This window comes from Methylohalomonas lacus, assembly GCF_024808875.1.
In the GTDB taxonomy this organism is placed as follows: domain Bacteria; phylum Pseudomonadota; class Gammaproteobacteria; order Methylohalomonadales; family Methylohalomonadaceae; genus Methylohalomonas; species Methylohalomonas lacus.
Map to the genome: position 1 here is coordinate 1 of NZ_JANUCT010000027.1, position 16,811 is coordinate 16,811.

The window sequence follows — 16,811 nt, forward strand, 5'->3', positions numbered from 1 at the left end:
GTATCTCGTATCTCGTATCTCGTATCTCGTATCTCGTATCTCGTATCTCGTATCTCGTATCTCGTATCTCGTATCTCGTATCTCGTATCTCGTTTGTCAAAAAAGCTTGGCCGCCAGGGCCAACCTGTCAAGGCTGAATTTCACAAGCGCGATACACTTCACGAGCGACGAGATACGGGCGCAGCCCTCACGAACGACGAGATACGCGTCTGCGCCTTACTCACACTGCCACCGGCGCACTGATGTGCGGATGCGCCTGATAGTTCTGCAGTTCGAAATCCTCAAATTTGAAACTAAAAATATCCTTCACATCGGGATTGATATGCAGGGTCGACAGTGGCAAAGGCTCACGAGCCAGTTGCTCGCGCGCCTGCTCGATATGATTCAGGTACAGATGCACATCGCCGAACGTGTGAATGAATTCGCCGGGCCGCAGGTCGGTGACCTGCGCGACCATCATGGTCAGCAGGGCATACGAGGCGATATTGAACGGTACGCCCAGGAATACGTCGGCACTGCGCTGGTACAGCTGGCAGGAGAGCCGGCCGTCGGCGACGTAGAACTGAAACAGCGCGTGACACGGCATCAGCGCCATCCTATCGAGTTCACCGACATTCCAGGCGCTGACGATCAGACGGCGTGAGTCGGGATTATTCCGGATGCTTTCGACTACCTCGCTGATCTGATCGATCGCGCGACCGTCGGCGGTCGGCCAGCTGCGCCACTGTCGGCCGTAGACCGGACCGAGATCGCCGTTGGCGTCAGCCCATTCGTCCCAGATACGCACGCCGTTCGCGTTCAGGTAATGAATATTGGTATCGCCCTGCAAAAACCACAGCAGCTCGTGAATGATCGATTTCACGTGCAGTTTCTTGGTGGTCAGCAACGGGAAACCGTCCGCCAGATCCAAGCGCAGCTGGTGACCGAACCGACTCAGCGTGCCGGTGCCGGTGCGATCCGCCTTGCGGGTACCGCTATCCAGCAACTGCTGCAGCAAATCGAGGTACTGTCTCATGGCCGTGAATCGTGCGCGCTGAACGGTGACAAGTGGTTAAAAAGCATTTTACCTTGCCGTTTCCACAGCGGGCTTTCTGTAAGCCAGATACAGCAGCAGCAGACCAAACAGGATCATCGGCACACACAGCACCTGTCCCATGGTTAGCCAGCCGAACGCCAGGTAGCCGAGCTGGACGTCGGGCACGCGCACGAACTCGACCAGGAAACGGAACACGCCGTAGCCAATCAGAAACAGACCCGAGACCGCCATCATCGGCCGCGGCTTCGATGAATACAGCCACAGGATGACGAACAGCAGCAGGCCTTCCAGCGCCGCCTCGTACAGCTGCGACGGATGCCGCGGCACGTTGCCGGCAGCCGGATCCGGGAAGATCATCGCCCAGGGGGCGGTGGTCGGCTTGCCCCAGAGCTCGCCGTTGATGAAGTTGCCGATACGGCCGAAAAACAGCCCCAGCGGCACCACCGGCGCGACATAGTCGGTAATCTCGAAAAAGCGCCGCCCCTGACTGCGAGCGAACCACCACACTGCCGCCAGCACACCGAGCAGACCACCGTGAAAGGCCATACCACCCTGCCATATCTTGAACACCGCCAACGGGTTATCCAGGTAGTACGGCAGGTTGTAGAACAGTATCGAGCCCAGGCGGCCGCCGATGATGACGCCGAGGACGACGAAAAAAACCAGGTCAGCGAGCTGCTCGTGGCTGAAGCCGTGGCGCGCGGCGCGTTGGCGCAGCAGCCACCAGCCGAGCAGGATGCCGACGATGTACATCAGGCCGTACCAGCGGATATCGAGCGGACCGATGCTGACGGCGACGGGATCAATCGCGGGATATTCGAGCATAGTGCGCGGCAGTTTATCATGGACACCCACCCCCGCCAGCGGTGGGCAGCCGGCGGCCGGATTCGTTATAGTCGTCACTCTATTCGCAGCCGGTTGTTCGCCGATGTCCCAGCAGTCCGCATCCGCCCGTAACGCCCTGGCCCACGAGACCAGCCCCTACCTGTTGCAGCACGCGGCCAACCCGGTCGACTGGTATCCTTGGGGTGAGGCTGCGCTGGAGAAGGCCCGCCGCGAGGGCAAGCCGATCCTGCTGTCGATCGGCTACTCGGCCTGTCACTGGTGTCACGTCATGGCGCACGAGTCGTTCGAGGACGCGGCCACGGCAGCGATCATGAACGAGCACTTCGTCAACATTAAGGTCGACCGCGAAGAGCGGCCGGATCTGGACCGCATCTACCAGATCGCCCAGCAGATGCTCACCCAGCGCAACGGCGGCTGGCCGCTGACCATGTTCCTGACCCATGACGATCACCTGCCGTTTTTCGGCGGTACCTATTTCCCGCGCGAACCGCGCCATGGCCTGCCCGGCTTCGGCGAGGTCCTGCAGCGCATCGCCGAGTTCTACCAGAGCGAGCAGGACAGCATCCGCCGCCAGAACGAGTCCCTGCGCCAAGCGCTGGACTCGATGGCGCAACAGACCGCCGCCAGTGCCGACAGTCTCAACCCGCAGCCGCTGACGCTGGCCATCGAGCAGCTGGCGCAAAACTACGATCAACAGCACGGCGGCATCGGCAGCGCACCGAAATTTCCGCATCCCACGCACATCGAGCGCCTGCTGCGCCACAACGCACTGGAAGGCGACGCCCGGGCACGCGACATGGCCCTGCAGACACTGCGTTCGATGGCCGCCGGCGGCATCTACGATCATCTGGGCGGCGGTTTCTGCCGCTATTCGGTCGACGCCGAGTGGAATATCCCGCATTTCGAGAAAATGCTCTACGACAACGGCCCGTTGCTGGCGCTGTACAGCGAGGCCTGGCAGGTCAGCGGCGACGATCAATTCAAACGTACTGCCGAGGAAACTGCCGGCTGGGTGCTGCGCGAGATGCGCGCGCCGGAAGGCGGATTCTATTCCAGTCTCGATGCCGACTCCGAGGGTGAGGAAGGCAGGTATTACATCTGGACACCCGCCTCAATCGAGGCCGCGCTAAAAGACGACGCCGAGGCCGAACGCCTGCTGCCACTGGTCATGCGTCACTACGGCCTCGATCGGCCGGCCAACTTCGAAGGCCACTGGCACCTGCGCGTGACCCGGCCACTGAGCGAGGTTGCCGAGGAACTCGGACTGGATATAGCCGACGCCCGCGCCCTGCTCGACCGCGCCCGGCAGAAACTCTTTGCCGTACGCGAAGAACGCGTACGGCCCGGCCGCGACGACAAGCTGCTGACCAGCTGGAACGCGCTGATGATCCGCGGCCTGGCCACGGCCGGCCGCGTGTTCGAGCGCGACGACTGGATCGAGGCCGCGGCGACCACACTCGATTGCATACGCGAACACCTGTGGGTCAACGGCCGCCTGCTGGCCACCTACAAGGATGGCCATGCGCACCTGAACGCCTATCTCGACGATTACGCGTTCCTGCTGGACGCGATACTGACGCTGCTGCAGGCACGCTGGCGGCGCGCCGATCTTGACTTTGCTGCCGAACTGGCCGAGGTCCTGCTCGAACACTATGCCGACGAACAGCGCGGCGGCTTCTTTTTCACCGCCGACGATCACGAGCAGCTCATCCAGCGCAGCAAACCGCTGATGGACGACTCGCTGCCGAACGGCAACGGCATCGCCGCCTTCGCCCTGCAACGGCTCGGTCACCTGCTCGGCGAACCGCGCTATCTCGACGCCGCGCATCGCACGCTGCTGGCGGCCTGGCCCGATATAGAGCGCCTGCCATTCGCCCACAATGCGTTATTGCTGGCGCTGGAGGAAAACCTCTACCCGCCGCAGCTGATCATCCTGCGCGGCGACGCCGACCAGTTGCCCACCTGGCAGGCGATCGCGCAACAGGGCTATCAGCCACGCCGCCTGACGCTGACCATTCCGGCCGCGGAGACGAACCTGCCCGGCGCCCTGGCGGCCATGCAACCGCAGGGGCCGGCCGTCGCCTATGTCTGCAGCGGCACGCAGTGCTCGGCACCGATCGACGACGCCGGGATGCTGCGTCGACAGCTACATGGCGCCTGAACCCGCGGGCGCGCCTGTTTTCCGCCGCCGCGTTTCTATAAACTGTCGCCTCTTTCCGTGACAGCCGGCCCGCGCCCGTGGCGGCTGCGCCCCGAACACGACAACAATGCCGAAGAGGACAAGCAATGATCGAAATGACCCTGGAAATGGCGCGCCAGGCCGCCGAGGCCGCGCACGAGACCAGCAAGCAGTTCAACAAGCCGATGAGCGTGTCGGTGGTCGACGAGGCCGGGCGGCTGGTGTTCTACTCGCGCGGCGACGGCGCCGGATTCTTCACCTTCGACACCTCGCGCGCCAAGGCCATGGCCGCGGCTTCGTTTCGCCGTTCGACCATGGAAATCACCGAACACAAGGACCAGAACCCGCTGCTGTGGTACTCGCTGCCAAGCGTCATGCCGGCACAGGCACTGCCGAGCCCCGGCGGCGTACCGATCTGGAAGGACGGTCACGTCATCGGCGGGATCGGCCTCGGCGGCGGCGCCCCGGATGAGGACGACACCTGCGCCATTGCCGGCGCCAAGGCTATAGGCAGTAATACACAGTAGAGCCACAGAAATAGAACCGCAAATGAACGCGAAGGACGCAAATTAATAAACAAATACTCATGTGAGTGATAGGGAGAGCAATTTCTCGAATCACCAGTTACCACTCACCATTTGCCATTCGCGTTAATTGGCGTTCATTTGCGGTCTGCCTGCTCTGAAAAGAATCCGCAAATGCGCGCGAGATACGCAAAGAACTTGATGAGTGAAGTGGGGAAACACTGCTCCAATCACTAATCACCAGTAACCAATCCAATCACCATTTGTGACTGCCCATAAAAAAAGCGGAGCTTGCGCTCCGCTTTTTTATTGCCTGAAGTTCGTTCAGGTTCAGAAGCTGGAACCGAAAGCTTCCTTGTACTTGGCCTTGAACTCATCCAGCGTGAACGAATGGTTCTGGGTGCCGTGGTGGGCGACCTTGATGGTGCCCATCAGCGAGGCGATGCGGCCGGTGGTCGGCCAGTCGAGTTCCTGCTCAAAACCGTACAGCAGGCCGGCACGATAGGCATCGCCGCAACCGGTCGGGTCGTTGACCGCTTCCGGCTTGGTACACGGGATCTGATAGTGTTCGCCCTTGGCATAGATGTCGGAACCGTCACCGCCACGGGTGATGATCAATGCCTCGACGCGATCGGAGACTTCCTGTTCGCTCAGACCGGTGCGCTCGCGCAGGAGCTGCCACTCATAGTCGTTCAGGGTCACATAGGTCGCCAGCTCGACGAATTTCTTCAGCTCGTCACCGTCGAACATCGGCATGCCCTGACCCGGATCAAAGATGAACGGAATGCCGGCCTCGGCAAACTGTTCGGCATGTTGCAGCATGCCATCGCGACCATCCGGTGAAACGATACCGACCTTCACGCCCTTGGCATCGGTCACCTTCTGGGTATGCGCGTGTTGCATGGCACCCGGATGGAAGGCCGTGATCTGGTTGTCATCCAGATCGGTCGTGATGAAGGCCTGGCCGGTGAACTCGCTGTCGACAACCTTGATGTGATCGCGCGAAATCTTGTGCTTGTCCAGCCAGGCGCTGTAGTCGCCGAAGTCGGAACCAACCGTCGCCATCGGCAGCGGCGAACCGCCCAGCAGCTTCAGGTTATAGGCGATATTGCCGGCGCAACCGCCGAACTGGCGACGCATCTCGGGCACCAGGAAAGATACGTTCAGGATATGGACCTTTTCCGGCAGGATGTGATTCTTGAAACGATCCGGAAAGACCATGATGTTATCGAATGCAAATGATCCACAAATAAGTGCTGACATAAGAAACGGGGTCCTAATTTTCAGAAATGGCTTTGAAGGTTAAGAAAAACGTCTTGCCGCAGGCCCGGGCAATCTGGAAAACTTGTTGCGCCAGGCAAAAAAAATATATAGAAAACAGCGGATTATGATCGAATTTGCTGCTAAACAGCGGCACAATCGGGGTATTATAACATTTTGCCTGACGGATTTCTTTTCCGCCCCGCACCACGCCCGGCAGACGACATGGGCGCCTGAATTGCATTCGGTCAGAGCAGCAGGACGCCGGCTCTATCGACGGGGACGGGAAAATCAGCGGTTCAGTTTATCGAGCTGGCGATCGATCTGGGCGAGTTCCTCGTAGGCCTGCTTGAGCAATGCCTCAAGTACCTCGGCGTTTTCCAGTTGCTGCGCCTGTTCCTCGAAATCCGCATCCAGACCGCCGGCATAATCGCTCTTGATGGCATCGATACGGGCCTGCAACTCTTCACGTTGACGCTGCAGGGCAGCGCGGTCTTCATCATGCTGGCTCATGGCTAATCTCCAAGCAGTTCCTCAAAAAAACTCTGTTTAAACAAAACCTGTAAAACAACACCAGACTGGCAGCGATCAACTCGAGGCCGTGGCACGCGTACGCGTCTTCTTTTTTGTTGACTGACGTTTCCTGGCCGTTTTCTTTTTGGTCGGCGCTTGCTTCGTGCCGGTCGCGGCGAGCCCCAGCAACGGTCGCAGATAACGGCCAGTATGCGACGCTTCAACGGCAGCGACATCTTCCGGTGTGCCCGTAGCAATGATCTCGCCACCCTTGTCACCACCTTCGGGACCGAGATCGATGAGCCAGTCGGCGGTCTTGATGACATCGAGATTGTGCTCGATGACTACGACCGTATTACCGTGATCGCGCAGCCGATGCAACACGTTCAATAATTGCTGAATATCCTGAAAATGCAGACCGGTGGTCGGCTCATCCAGAATGTACAGGGTGCTGCCGGTATCGCGCTTCGACAGTTCACGCGACAGCTTGATGCGCTGCGCTTCACCACCGGACAGCGTGGTCGCGTTCTGGCCCAGGCGGATATAGGACAGGCCGACATCCATCAGCGTCTGCAGTTTGCGGGCCAGCGCCGGCACCGGATCGAAGAAACTGCGTGCTTCCTCGACCGTCATGTCCAGCACTTCATGGATGTTCTTGCCCTTGTAGCGGATCTCCAGCGTCTCGCGGCTGTAACGCTGACCCTTGCAGACATCGCAGGGCACGTAGATGTCCGGCAGAAAATGCATCTCGACCTTGATGTCGCCGTCGCCCTGGCAGGCCTCGCAGCGGCCGCCCTTGACATTGAAGCTGAAGCGACCCGGCTGGTAGCCGCGCGTACGCGCTTCCGGCACGCCGGCGAATAGCTCGCGGATCGGCGTGAACAGGCCGGTATAGGTTGCCGGGTTGGACCGCGGTGTGCGGCCGATCGGACTCTGATCGATATCGACGACCTTGTCGATAAGATCGAGGTGCTTGATGGACTTGTGCGCGGCCGGTTGCAGCGCCGCGCCATTGAGCTCGCGCGCGACGATGCGATACAGCGTGTCGTTGATCAGCGTCGACTTGCCGGAACCGGACACGCCGGTCACGCAGGTCATCAAACCCACCGGCAAATCCATGGTGACGTTTTTCAGGTTGTTGGCGCTGGCGCCGGTCAGCCTGACCGTCTTTTTCGGATTCATGGGCGTGCGCATCGGCGGCACCGGAATGGTCTTGCGGCCGGACAGGTACTGACCGGTCAACGAGGTTTCATGGGCGGCGATGACGTCTGGCGTTCCCTCGGCCACGATATGGCCGCCGTGGACACCGGCGCCCGGCCCCATGTCGACGACGTGATCGGCCTCGCGGATCGCTTCCTCGTCGTGTTCGACGACGATGACGGTATTGCCCAGGTCACGCAGCCGCCGCAGGGTCGCCAGCAACCGCGCATTGTCGCGCTGATGCAGGCCGATCGACGGCTCGTCGAGAATGTACATGACGCCGACCAGCCCGGCGCCGATCTGGCTGGCCAGGCGAATGCGCTGCGCCTCGCCGCCGGACAGCGACTCGGCACTGCGATCCAGGGTCAGGTAATCGAGGCCGACGTTCATCAGAAACTTCAGCCGCTCACTGACCTCTTTCAGGATCTTGGCGGCGATTTCCTGGCGCCGACCTTCCAGCTGCAGTTCGCTGAAATACTGTTCGGCGTAACCGACCGGCATGGCGACCACGTCCGGCAGGTTGCAGTCGCCGATGAAGACGTGCCGCGCCGCCTCGTTCAGACGGCTGCCGTGGCACTTCGGGCACGCCTTCTGCGTCTGATAGCGCGCCATCTCCTCGCGCAGCATCTGCGAATCGGTCTCGCGATAGCGCCGTTCCATGTTCGGAATGACACCCTCGAACGGGTGCTTGCGCTTGATCTTGCCCTGGCGCTGGTTCAGGTAGGTGAACTGGATTTCCTCGTCGCCGCTGCCGTACAGGATCACTTCGCGAACCTGCTCCGGCAGGTCGCCGAAGGCAGTGTCGATGTGGAACTTGTAGTGCTTGGCCAGCGACTGGATAAGACTGAAATAGTAGGCGTTACGCCGATCCCAGCCGCGGATCGCGCCGCCGGGCAGGCTCAGGCTGCTGTCCTGCACGACCTGGTCCGGATCGAAGAACTGGATGACACCGAGCCCGTCACAACCGCCGCAGGCGCCGGCCGGGTTGTTGAACGAGAACATTTTCGGCTCCAGCTCGCTGATACTGTAACCGCAGTGCGGGCAGGCGTGCCGGGCCGAGAACAGCTCCTCGACACCGTCACCCTCCAGTGGCGCGATGCTCGCCAGCCCGTCGGACAGTCGGATGGCGGTCTCGAACGACTCGGCCAGCCGCTGCTGCATGCCGGGACCCGAATCGGACGCGTCTTCGTGGCGCACCTTGAAGCGGTCGACGACCGCTTCGATGTCGTGTTTCTTGTAACGCTCCAGCGGCTGGATATCGTCGAGCTCGATCACCTGGCCATTAACCCGGGCGCGCACGAAACCCTCGGCGCGCAGGCCCTCCAGCACCTGAACGTGCTCGCCCTTGCGGCCCTGGATGACCGGTGCCAGCAGCATCAGCTTCTCGCCCTCGGGCCGCGCCAGCACGGTATCAACCATCTGGCTGATACTCTGCGCCGCCAGCACCTCGCCGTGCGTGGGACAGCGCGGCTCGCCGACGCGCGCAAACAGCAACCGCAGGTAGTCATAGATCTCGGTGATCGTGCCCACCGTCGAGCGCGGGTTGTGCGAGGTCGACTTCTGCTCGATGGAAATCGCCGGCGACAGACCCTCGATATGGTCGACGTCGGGTTTTTCCATCATCGACAGGAACTGACGGGCGTAGGCCGACAGCGATTCGACATAGCGGCGCTGGCCGTCGGCGTAGATGGTGTCGAAGGCCAGCGACGACTTGCCGGAGCCGGACAGGCCGGTGATGACGATCAGCCGGTCGCGCGGCAGGTCCAGGTCGATACTTTTGAGGTTGTGCGTACGCGCACCGCGGATACGGATAGTGTCCATTAACTTCCTTTATGGGCGTTTGGCGACTGCTTCGCGGGCTACAGGCGAAACTGCTAATATACGGGTTTAGCGCCGGATCAGGCAAAGCCAGCTTTGCCGCTGCCTGCACCGAAACGGTTCAGGTCAGCGTTTCTTCCCTCCGGCCGCTGGCAGGCGTACAGTCACGAACGCGGACTGCGTCGACCAGCGCGACTATAGACAGCGAACAAACCAGCAGATTCAACAGAACCAAGGACAGCGGGGAACACCACTATGGCCAGCAGAGGCGTCAATAAAGTCATTCTACTCGGGAATCTCGGCAACGACCCGGAAGTCCGCTACACCGCCAGCGGCGCCGCGGTCGCCAACGTCAGTCTGGCCACCACCGACAGCTGGCGCGACAAGGAATCCGGCGACCAGCAGGAACGTACCGAGTGGCACCGGGTCGTGTTTTTCGGCCGGCTGGCCGAGATCGTCGGCGAATACCTCAACAAGGGCTCGCAGATTTACGTTGAGGGCCGTCTGCAGACGCGCAAGTGGCAGGACAAGGATGGCAACGACAAGTATTCCACCGAGATCGTCGCCAGCGAGATGCAGATGCTCGGTGGCGGCCGTGGCGGCAGCGGCGGTGGCGGCGGCGGCTCAAGCCAGTCGCGCAGCAGCAATAACCAGCCGGATGAATCCGCCGCCCGCCAGCCGGCCGGCGCGGATGATTTCGATGACGATATTCCGTTCTAGCGGGAGGGACTATCGAAATGGACCGCCGGGATCAGGTGATCCCGGCGGTTACAGAGTGATGCCTAGTTGATCAGGTCGTCGAGTTCAGCCTGCAGCTCTTCCAGCTGCTCTTCCAGTTCGGCCGTGTCCCAGTCGTTTTCCTCGTACTTCTCGATTAGGGCTTCAACACCATTGATTGACCTGCGGATCTCGTATTCTTCGCTATCCCGCTCATGGTCGATCACGGCGAATTCATAGCCCAGGCCGGAATCTACGACCTCGCCCGAGTCGGGCACCTCGATCTGGGTTTCCGCATCGCCGGAGCCAAAATCGCCGGCTTCACCCTCGTCCGGACCGCCGTCTTCCTGCCCACAGGCGCTCAGCATGATGACGCCCGCAGCTACCAGTAATAATTTATAGTTCATCGTAACAGCCTCTCTCCTTCGCTTGTTGATGCTTGTATAGATTTCGACCCCGGGCAGTGTACCCCCGTTTCAGCCCATCCGAAAACCATTCACAATCAAGGAGATTATCCCGTCTGTGGCACACCTTCAAACGCCGGCCGCGAAAAATGCGAAGGCGGTCAGCTAGCGCACCGTCCCCGGCAGATAGCGCTCCAGCCGGCCGAGCGTGGCGCGCAGCGGCTGCAAACGCGCCAGGATAAACACCGCAAACAGCAGGTTCATGACTCCGATCAGTCCGAAAATCAACGGGATACCGGCATTGGCACCGATCAGTGCCATCGTCACCAGCGCCGATAACACCATGAACAGGGCGTTGAGCACGTTGTTCGCGGCGATGACGCGGGCACGGTGGTCCGCCGCTGCCCGGTACTGCACCAGCGTGTACAGCGGCACGATATACAGCCCGCCGAACAGGCCGATGCCTGTCAACCCCAGCAACACCAGCCAGTGCTGCCAGTAGCCGAGAAAGGCCGCCGCATCCAGCAGCTGGTCGCCATCAGTGGCCGGCTCCCCGAGCAGGTACAGCCCCAGGGCGAACAGCGACATACCGAGAATACCGACCACCACCAGGCGCAGCTCGATACGGCCATGCGAAAAGCGTTCGCAGGTGAGCGAGCCGATGCCGATACCGACCGAGAACGCCGTCAGCAACAGGGTCGCGACATGCTCGTTGCCCTGCAAAAGATCGCGGGTATAACCCGGCACCAGCGACAGGAACGTCGCACCGAGAAACCAGAACCAGGAAACGCCAACAATGGCGAGGAACAGCGTCGGGTCACGGTAGCAGTAGCGCAGCAGCTGCCAGGTACGGGCGGGGAAATTCGGATCGACACGCAGACCGGGTTCGGCGGCACCGACGCGCGGTATGAAACGGCTGGCGTACCAGCCGCTCAACGCGAACAGCAGCACGGCAATCGTTACCAGGAACACGCCGTAACCGCTGACCGCGATCAGCACGCCGCCGAGGATGGTGCCGAGCAGGATGGAAATATACGTGCCCATCTGCACCATGCCGTTGGCACCGGTCAGTTCGGACAGTTCGACCAGCTGCGGCAGGATGCCGTATTTCAGCGGCCCGAACAGCGCCGACTGCGCCCCCATCAGCATCAGTACGGTAAACAGCAACACCACGCTTTCCAGGATGAACGCGCAGGCGCCCAGCGACATGATGGCGATCTCGCCGAGCTTGACCCAGCGGATCAGCCAGGCCTTGTCGAACTTGTCGGCCAGCTGGCCGGCGGTGGCCGAAAAAAGAAAGAACGGCAGGATGAATACGCCACCGGCAAGCACGACCAACAGGTTACTGTCGATGCCGCTGCGATCGGCCAGCGCGAAAGCGATGAAAATGACCACCGCATTCTTGTAGACATTGTCGTTCAGTGCGCCGAGAAACTGTGTAGCGAACAGCGGCCCGAAGCGACGGCTACCCAGTAGCGTAAACTGGCTCATGATGCTGGTCCCGTTGCTGGTCCCTTATTAACCGTCATGGGCCATAAGCATATCAGAGCAGCACACTTTTATCGTGACGCCGGAAACGCCGCAACCGGTGGGCGCCGCACACCTTACAAAATAACGATCAGGCAATCCCCGATCCCGGTACTCCTGCATTGTTGAGTTCATCCAGACGTCTTTGCAGAAACCGCCGCTCCGGTTTCTGCTGCGTGAGCGCCAGCGCCCGCTCATAGGGGCCTACCTCGCTACCTCATCTGTCGCGGCGACAAGTCCACTCACATCGCCTGAGTTGCCTGCAAGCCGTCTTTTCTGGTGACTTTCCCTGACAACTCAGAGTCGTGCCAGTAAATCCTCCGCGCTGGCGGCGTCATCCTGCAGTGACACACTGACACTGAAGCGTTCACGCGGATCACCGGTTTCATAGCGGGCCTCGAAATCGGTGTTCGGGTAAAGCCGGGCCATGAACGACTTCAATACGGGTTCAAAAGCCTGCCAGGTCTCATCACTGTTGGGACCATTGAGACGATCATTGAAGAATATCTCGATACGACCGAAGTCGAAGGCAAGCCTGTCCTTGAAGGTATCCTCGGCTTCCAGCAGCTTGCAGGCTGCGAGGTTCTTGCGACAGACGACGGCAAGCCGATCCGCGAGGTTATCGCCCGACACTTCCTGCTTGCTGTAATAAACGAAGCCGCGCCGGTTACCTGTTTCATCGATAGCATAATTGCCTTCATGGGCGATCAGCATAGTGCCCGGGCCGGCGGGAACATGGCTATATTCGGCGACATCGATCATGACGTCCTCAAGCTTGCCTTCCTGTATCCAGGCATGGAATATCGGAATGAAGTCCGTCAACGGTATGTCATCGCCCCGGGCCGTCAGGAACTTGATGCCGATTCTGTGCAGGTCAGTGATCATTTTTGTGATTGCTGGTATGTATTCAAAAAGTTGCGCCACGCCCGCTTGCACGGGCATGGCGCGGCTATCGTCTACGGGCTGATAACTCAGGCGTTCGCTGTATCTGCCTTGCTGTCCTTTTAATCCTTGTCGAGCTTGGCCTTGCGCTCGGCGCTGGCCTGCTCGATCAGACGGGTATTGCAGGCATGGGCGGCCTCGATGAAGAGCTGGGTTTCTTCCAGTAACAGCCGTACCTTGTCCGCGGTATATTCCCGATTGGTATCTTCATAGCGATTGAACAGATACTCGGCAAACTTGCCACCGGCGTACTTGTCGTGGAACAGCCCGGTATCGTAGAAGCGCTTGCGAAATTCCGGTACCACCTTGTCAGCCTCATCCGGCACATCCTGGTTTTCCAGTCGCACCAGACCGCCGGCGGCGACCACCATCGCCTGGAAGGCAGTCTCGTCAGCCTTCTGATAATTGCCTTCCTCGTGCTGTAGTTGCGCCTCGAAATAGAGCCGCTCGGCATTCTGCAGATCGAAGTCGATGCGTGACACCACTTCGCCGGCACACTCACCGACGCCAATATCGGTAATGCTGTATTCGCGCGGATCGCGCCAGTCGGAATAGTAACTCGGGTCCATCTCGTACGGCGGTACGGCCGAAAACTCGTCCAGCACCTTCTTCAACTCGCGCTTGCCGAAGCGCTGGATGAAGGCCTGGAAACTTTCCTGCTCACCCTCGCGCTCGGCCAAGTATTTTTCGGTGATCCTGTCGACGAAGTCCGGTACGCGCTTGGACGGCACGGCGCCCACTGTTAAACCATAAGAGCCGCCGTTGTTTTCCCACTGGCCGCCGAGCACGACACGGAAGTGCGGCACGGTCCTGCCGCCCACCTTGCGCGACACGCCGTAGAAGCCGAGATCGGCGAGGTGGTGCTGGCCACAGGAGTTGAAGCAGCCGCTGATCTTGATGCGCAGACCCTGAATGGCACTGTCGAACTGCTGGTAGCGCGTCGCCAGCCGCTCGTGCAGCTCGCCGGCCAGCCCGCGCGACGACGAGATACCGAGCTTGCAGGTATCCGTACCCGGGCAGGACACGACATCGAAGATCGTGCCGGCACCCGGCTGCGCCAGGCCGACATGTTCCAGTTCCCGGTAAACGGCCGGCAGATCGGCTTCCGCCACCCAGCGCAGCACGATGTTCTGCTCGACGGTCAGACGCACGTTGTCGCCGCAGTACTTGCGGGCGATATCGGCCAGCTGGCGCATCTGCCAGGAAGTCAGGTCGCCCAACGGCAGGGCCACGGTGACCGTCGTATAGCCCTTCTGCTTCTGGCGGTAGATGTTGGTCGCGCGCCAGGTCTCGAATTGGGCGTCGGACACACCCGTGGTCAGTTCGGCCGGTTCCTTGACCGGTGTTTCCTCCCAAGCGCGCACGTCATCCAGATAGCCGGTCCAGCGCTCGTCGTGCGGCAGGATCTCGCGCTCCGCCAGCACCAGCCGGCGAAATTCATCGATACCGATCTTGTCGATAAGAAACTTGATGCGGGCGCGGCCGCGGTTGCGCTTTTCGCCCAGGCGCGCGAAGACACGCGAGATGGCCTGGGCCAGCGGCAGGATTTCGGTTTCCGGCACGAACTCATCGAACGGCTTGGCCTCGTACGGCACCGCGCCGAGCCCGCCACCGACGTACATCTCGAAGCCGCGCTTTTCTTCGCCGTCGACCATCTTCTTGCGGGCGATGAAGCCGAGGTCGTGGATATTGGTCAGGCCGCAGGCCTTGCCCTTGCAGCCGGAGAAGGCGACCTTGAACTTGCGGCCGAAATCCTGGGTATCCGGGTGGCCGAGCAGGAAGAAGGCCATGGCTTTCGAATACGGTGTGACGTCAAAACTCTCGTCGTTGCAGACGCCGGAGATCGGGCAGGCGGTGACGTTGCGCACGCCGTTGCCACAGGCCTCGCGGGTGGTGATGCCGACAGCGGCCAGGCGTCGCTGCAGATCCGGCGTGTCATCGATGTGGATGTAGTGCAGCTGGATGTCCTGGCGCGTGGTGACGTGGCAGATCGCGTCGGAGTATTCCTCGGCCAGGTCGGCCATGACATCCATCTGCTCGGCATTCATGCCGCCGAACGGGATCTTGATGCGCATCATGCCGGGCGCATCCCAGAGGGTATCGGGCCCCTTGGTCGCCGCGGTCGGGTAATGCAGCTCACGGGTCTCGACGCCGTCATGACGCTGGCCATTGTCATAACGCTGACCGTAGGCGCCGCGGCGCAGCCGCGTCTCGGCAAACAGCTTGTCGTCGATCTTGCCCTGCTTTTTCAGGCCGATTTGCGTCTCGAACGTATCGATTTCCTGCGCCAGCTCGGCGGGCATCTCGTCTTTTAAGGTCTCTTTCCAGGTCGTCATAGCAGCTTCCAGCGTTCAGGTGCAGCAGTCGGCAGACAGGCTCACAGCGGCCTCCCGCCTTTTTTCAGGGCGTGCAAGATAGCAACTATTCCATATTCGTAAAAGGGCTAATTACAACTATCTATATGAAAAATAGTTATTAATAGCCCTCCTCTCACGCCCGTTTACCATTTTCAGCCTGATTTCAGCCCACTTTCAGTTTGGCTTCATTGGCAGCGCGTACGCTGCCTGCCACTGGTCAACATATCCCCATATAAAAGGAGTACAACCATGACAGTCAAGAAATACACGATTTCCACCGGCAGCGTTCTCATTGCCGGCAGTTTTCTGCTGGCCGCCAATATCAGCCAGGCTGAAAACAGCGACAAGAAACGGGGCACCCCGGAAATATCGATGGAAGCGATCACCAGCCAGATGGCAGAGAAGTACGATGGTACGGTGACCGAGGTCGAACTCGACCGCGAATGGCGCGGCGATGTCTATGAAATCGAGATTCGTGGCCGCGACGGTTACGAGTATGATGTCAAAGTCGACGCCAACAGCGGCGAAATCCTCAAGGAAGAGCGTGAGCGCGAGAACTGGTAAACAAACCGTCCAGGGCGCTATGGCCTGCCCCGCCAGGGGCAGGCCGTTCCGTACCCGGACCGATAGAGCACTCCAGCAGAGAATCAACATGTATCGAGCATCTCTTGCAGGCCTGATACTGGGTAGTGCGGTCGCGCTGCCGCCAGTGGCCACACAGGCTATCGGCTTTGACGATGAGCAGGCATTGCTGCTTGCCGAACTGGACATTAATAATGTCATGGAACTCAAACAGTCAGGTGAAATCCTGCCACTTGAGTCTATATTGGGACGTGTTCGCGAGCTGCAGCCCGGGCGCGTCATCGAGATCGAACTGGAAGATGATGACGGTCGCTATATCTATGAAATGGAAGTGGTAGACGACAGCGGCGTTGTCTGGGATATCGATGTCGACGCCCGCACCGGCGAACTGCTTGAGCGCGAGCGGGATGACTAGTCTGTCAGGAATGTGGCCATGCCCATGAACAACCGAAGCGGGCTAATTATAGGTAGCCTAATTACCGGCTTCATCGTTGGCTGTGGCGTCATCATTCTCACGGCCGATGAAGTGTACGAAAATTTCCGTATACCTGCCGGCTGGACACCGACCATCCTGCTCGACGAAGATAATGCCATGCGTGAACTGGTCCGGACCGGGGATATACAGTCGCCAGAGACACTCATCAAACGCATTGAGAACCTGTTCAATGGTCGCGTCATCGATATCGATTTCGATCGTGGTTTTTTGACGGACTATTATGAATTTGAATTCATCGACAAGTCTGGCCGGGAATGGGAACTGGATATAGATGCTGATAGCGGCGAAATCATCGAGCGCCGGCGCGAGTGGGACTAGGGCCTGTTGATCTTTGCGGTTTAATTAAGGATGGGCATGGTGCCTGTTATCATTGTTTTCGGACAAAACAGTGAGTTGAGGCGACCATGCCC

Annotated in this window: 16 protein-coding genes; 6 read left to right on the forward strand and 10 right to left on the reverse strand. The window is 60.1% G+C overall.

Going from position 1 to position 16,811, the window contains the following annotated elements; all coding sequences use genetic code 11:
- Positions 1-220: 220 nt before the first annotated feature.
- Together J2T55_RS12815 and lgt are read right to left on the reverse strand one after the other, a co-directional pair.
- Positions 221-1,015 (reverse strand): thymidylate synthase, encoded by a 795-nt coding sequence (locus J2T55_RS12815; protein ID WP_259057730.1) that lies wholly within the window; start codon positions 1,013-1,015, stop codon positions 221-223.
- Positions 1,016-1,063: 48 nt separating this feature from the next.
- Positions 1,064-1,861: a prolipoprotein diacylglyceryl transferase gene (lgt, locus tag J2T55_RS12820; protein ID WP_259057759.1), complete on the reverse strand. Its 798-nt coding sequence runs from the start codon at positions 1,859-1,861 to the stop codon at positions 1,064-1,066.
- 103 nt (positions 1,862-1,964) lie between these two features.
- Between lgt and J2T55_RS12825 the strand changes: the two genes are divergently transcribed.
- Positions 1,965-4,043 (forward strand): thioredoxin domain-containing protein, encoded by a 2,079-nt coding sequence (locus J2T55_RS12825; protein WP_259057732.1) that lies wholly within the window; start codon positions 1,965-1,967, stop codon positions 4,041-4,043.
- A gap of 125 nt (positions 4,044-4,168) precedes the next feature.
- Positions 4,169-4,588, forward strand: coding sequence for a GlcG/HbpS family heme-binding protein (locus tag J2T55_RS12830; protein ID WP_259057735.1), 420 nt, complete (start codon positions 4,169-4,171; stop codon positions 4,586-4,588).
- A 327-nt stretch (positions 4,589-4,915) separates the two neighbouring features.
- Here J2T55_RS12830 and J2T55_RS12835 read toward each other — a convergent pair whose 3' ends face one another.
- The 4 genes from J2T55_RS12835 to uvrA form a co-directional block, all read right to left on the reverse strand.
- Complete coding sequence (locus J2T55_RS12835; RefSeq protein ID WP_259057737.1) at positions 4,916-5,848, reverse strand: carbohydrate kinase family protein; 933 nt, start codon at positions 5,846-5,848, stop codon at positions 4,916-4,918.
- Between the two features lie 13 nt (positions 5,849-5,861).
- The gene (locus tag J2T55_RS12840) at positions 5,862-6,089 is read right to left on the reverse strand and encodes a hypothetical protein (RefSeq protein ID WP_259057739.1); all 228 of its coding nucleotides are present in this window, start codon (positions 6,087-6,089) and stop codon (positions 5,862-5,864) included.
- Between the two features lie 47 nt (positions 6,090-6,136).
- Positions 6,137-6,358, reverse strand: a complete 222-nt coding sequence (locus tag J2T55_RS12845) for a hypothetical protein (protein WP_259057741.1) — start codon at positions 6,356-6,358, stop codon at positions 6,137-6,139.
- Between the two features lie 75 nt (positions 6,359-6,433).
- Complete coding sequence (gene uvrA, locus J2T55_RS12850; protein WP_259057743.1) at positions 6,434-9,379, reverse strand: excinuclease ABC subunit UvrA; 2,946 nt, start codon at positions 9,377-9,379, stop codon at positions 6,434-6,436.
- A 252-nt stretch (positions 9,380-9,631) separates the two neighbouring features.
- On the opposite strand from uvrA, the gene ssb reads away from it, so the two are divergent.
- Positions 9,632-10,096 carry a single-stranded DNA-binding protein gene (ssb, locus tag J2T55_RS12855; protein ID WP_259057745.1) on the forward strand — a complete coding sequence of 155 codons (465 nt, stop codon included), beginning with the start codon at positions 9,632-9,634 and terminating at the stop codon, positions 10,094-10,096.
- Between the two features lie 62 nt (positions 10,097-10,158).
- On the opposite strand, the gene J2T55_RS12860 is transcribed toward ssb, so the two are convergent.
- The 4 genes from J2T55_RS12860 to J2T55_RS12875 all read right to left on the reverse strand — a co-directional run bounded on the left by J2T55_RS12860 (position 10,159) and on the right by J2T55_RS12875 (position 15,302).
- Positions 10,159-10,500 (reverse strand): hypothetical protein, encoded by a 342-nt coding sequence (locus tag J2T55_RS12860; RefSeq protein WP_259057746.1) that lies wholly within the window; start codon positions 10,498-10,500, stop codon positions 10,159-10,161.
- Between the two features lie 162 nt (positions 10,501-10,662).
- Positions 10,663-11,988, reverse strand: coding sequence for an MFS transporter (locus J2T55_RS12865; RefSeq protein ID WP_259057748.1), 1,326 nt, complete (start codon positions 11,986-11,988; stop codon positions 10,663-10,665).
- Between the two features lie 333 nt (positions 11,989-12,321).
- Entirely contained in the window at positions 12,322-12,909 is a 588-nt protein-coding gene (locus tag J2T55_RS12870; protein ID WP_259057749.1) for a hypothetical protein, read from the reverse strand.
- 119 nt (positions 12,910-13,028) lie between these two features.
- Positions 13,029-15,302 (reverse strand): nitrite/sulfite reductase, encoded by a 2,274-nt coding sequence (locus J2T55_RS12875; protein ID WP_259057750.1) that lies wholly within the window; start codon positions 15,300-15,302, stop codon positions 13,029-13,031.
- A 270-nt stretch (positions 15,303-15,572) separates the two neighbouring features.
- Here J2T55_RS12875 and J2T55_RS12880 point away from each other — a divergent pair, with 270 nt between their 5' ends.
- The 3 genes from J2T55_RS12880 to J2T55_RS12890 all read left to right on the forward strand — a co-directional run bounded on the left by J2T55_RS12880 (position 15,573) and on the right by J2T55_RS12890 (position 16,719).
- Positions 15,573-15,887, forward strand: a complete 315-nt coding sequence (locus tag J2T55_RS12880) for a PepSY domain-containing protein (RefSeq protein WP_259057753.1) — start codon at positions 15,573-15,575, stop codon at positions 15,885-15,887.
- Positions 15,888-15,975: 88 nt separating this feature from the next.
- Entirely contained in the window at positions 15,976-16,320 is a 345-nt protein-coding gene (locus J2T55_RS12885) for a PepSY domain-containing protein (RefSeq protein WP_259057755.1), read from the forward strand.
- Positions 16,321-16,344: 24 nt separating this feature from the next.
- The gene (locus tag J2T55_RS12890) at positions 16,345-16,719 is read left to right on the forward strand and encodes a PepSY domain-containing protein (RefSeq protein ID WP_259057757.1); all 375 of its coding nucleotides are present in this window, start codon (positions 16,345-16,347) and stop codon (positions 16,717-16,719) included.
- The last annotated feature ends 92 nt before the right edge of the window (positions 16,720-16,811 follow it).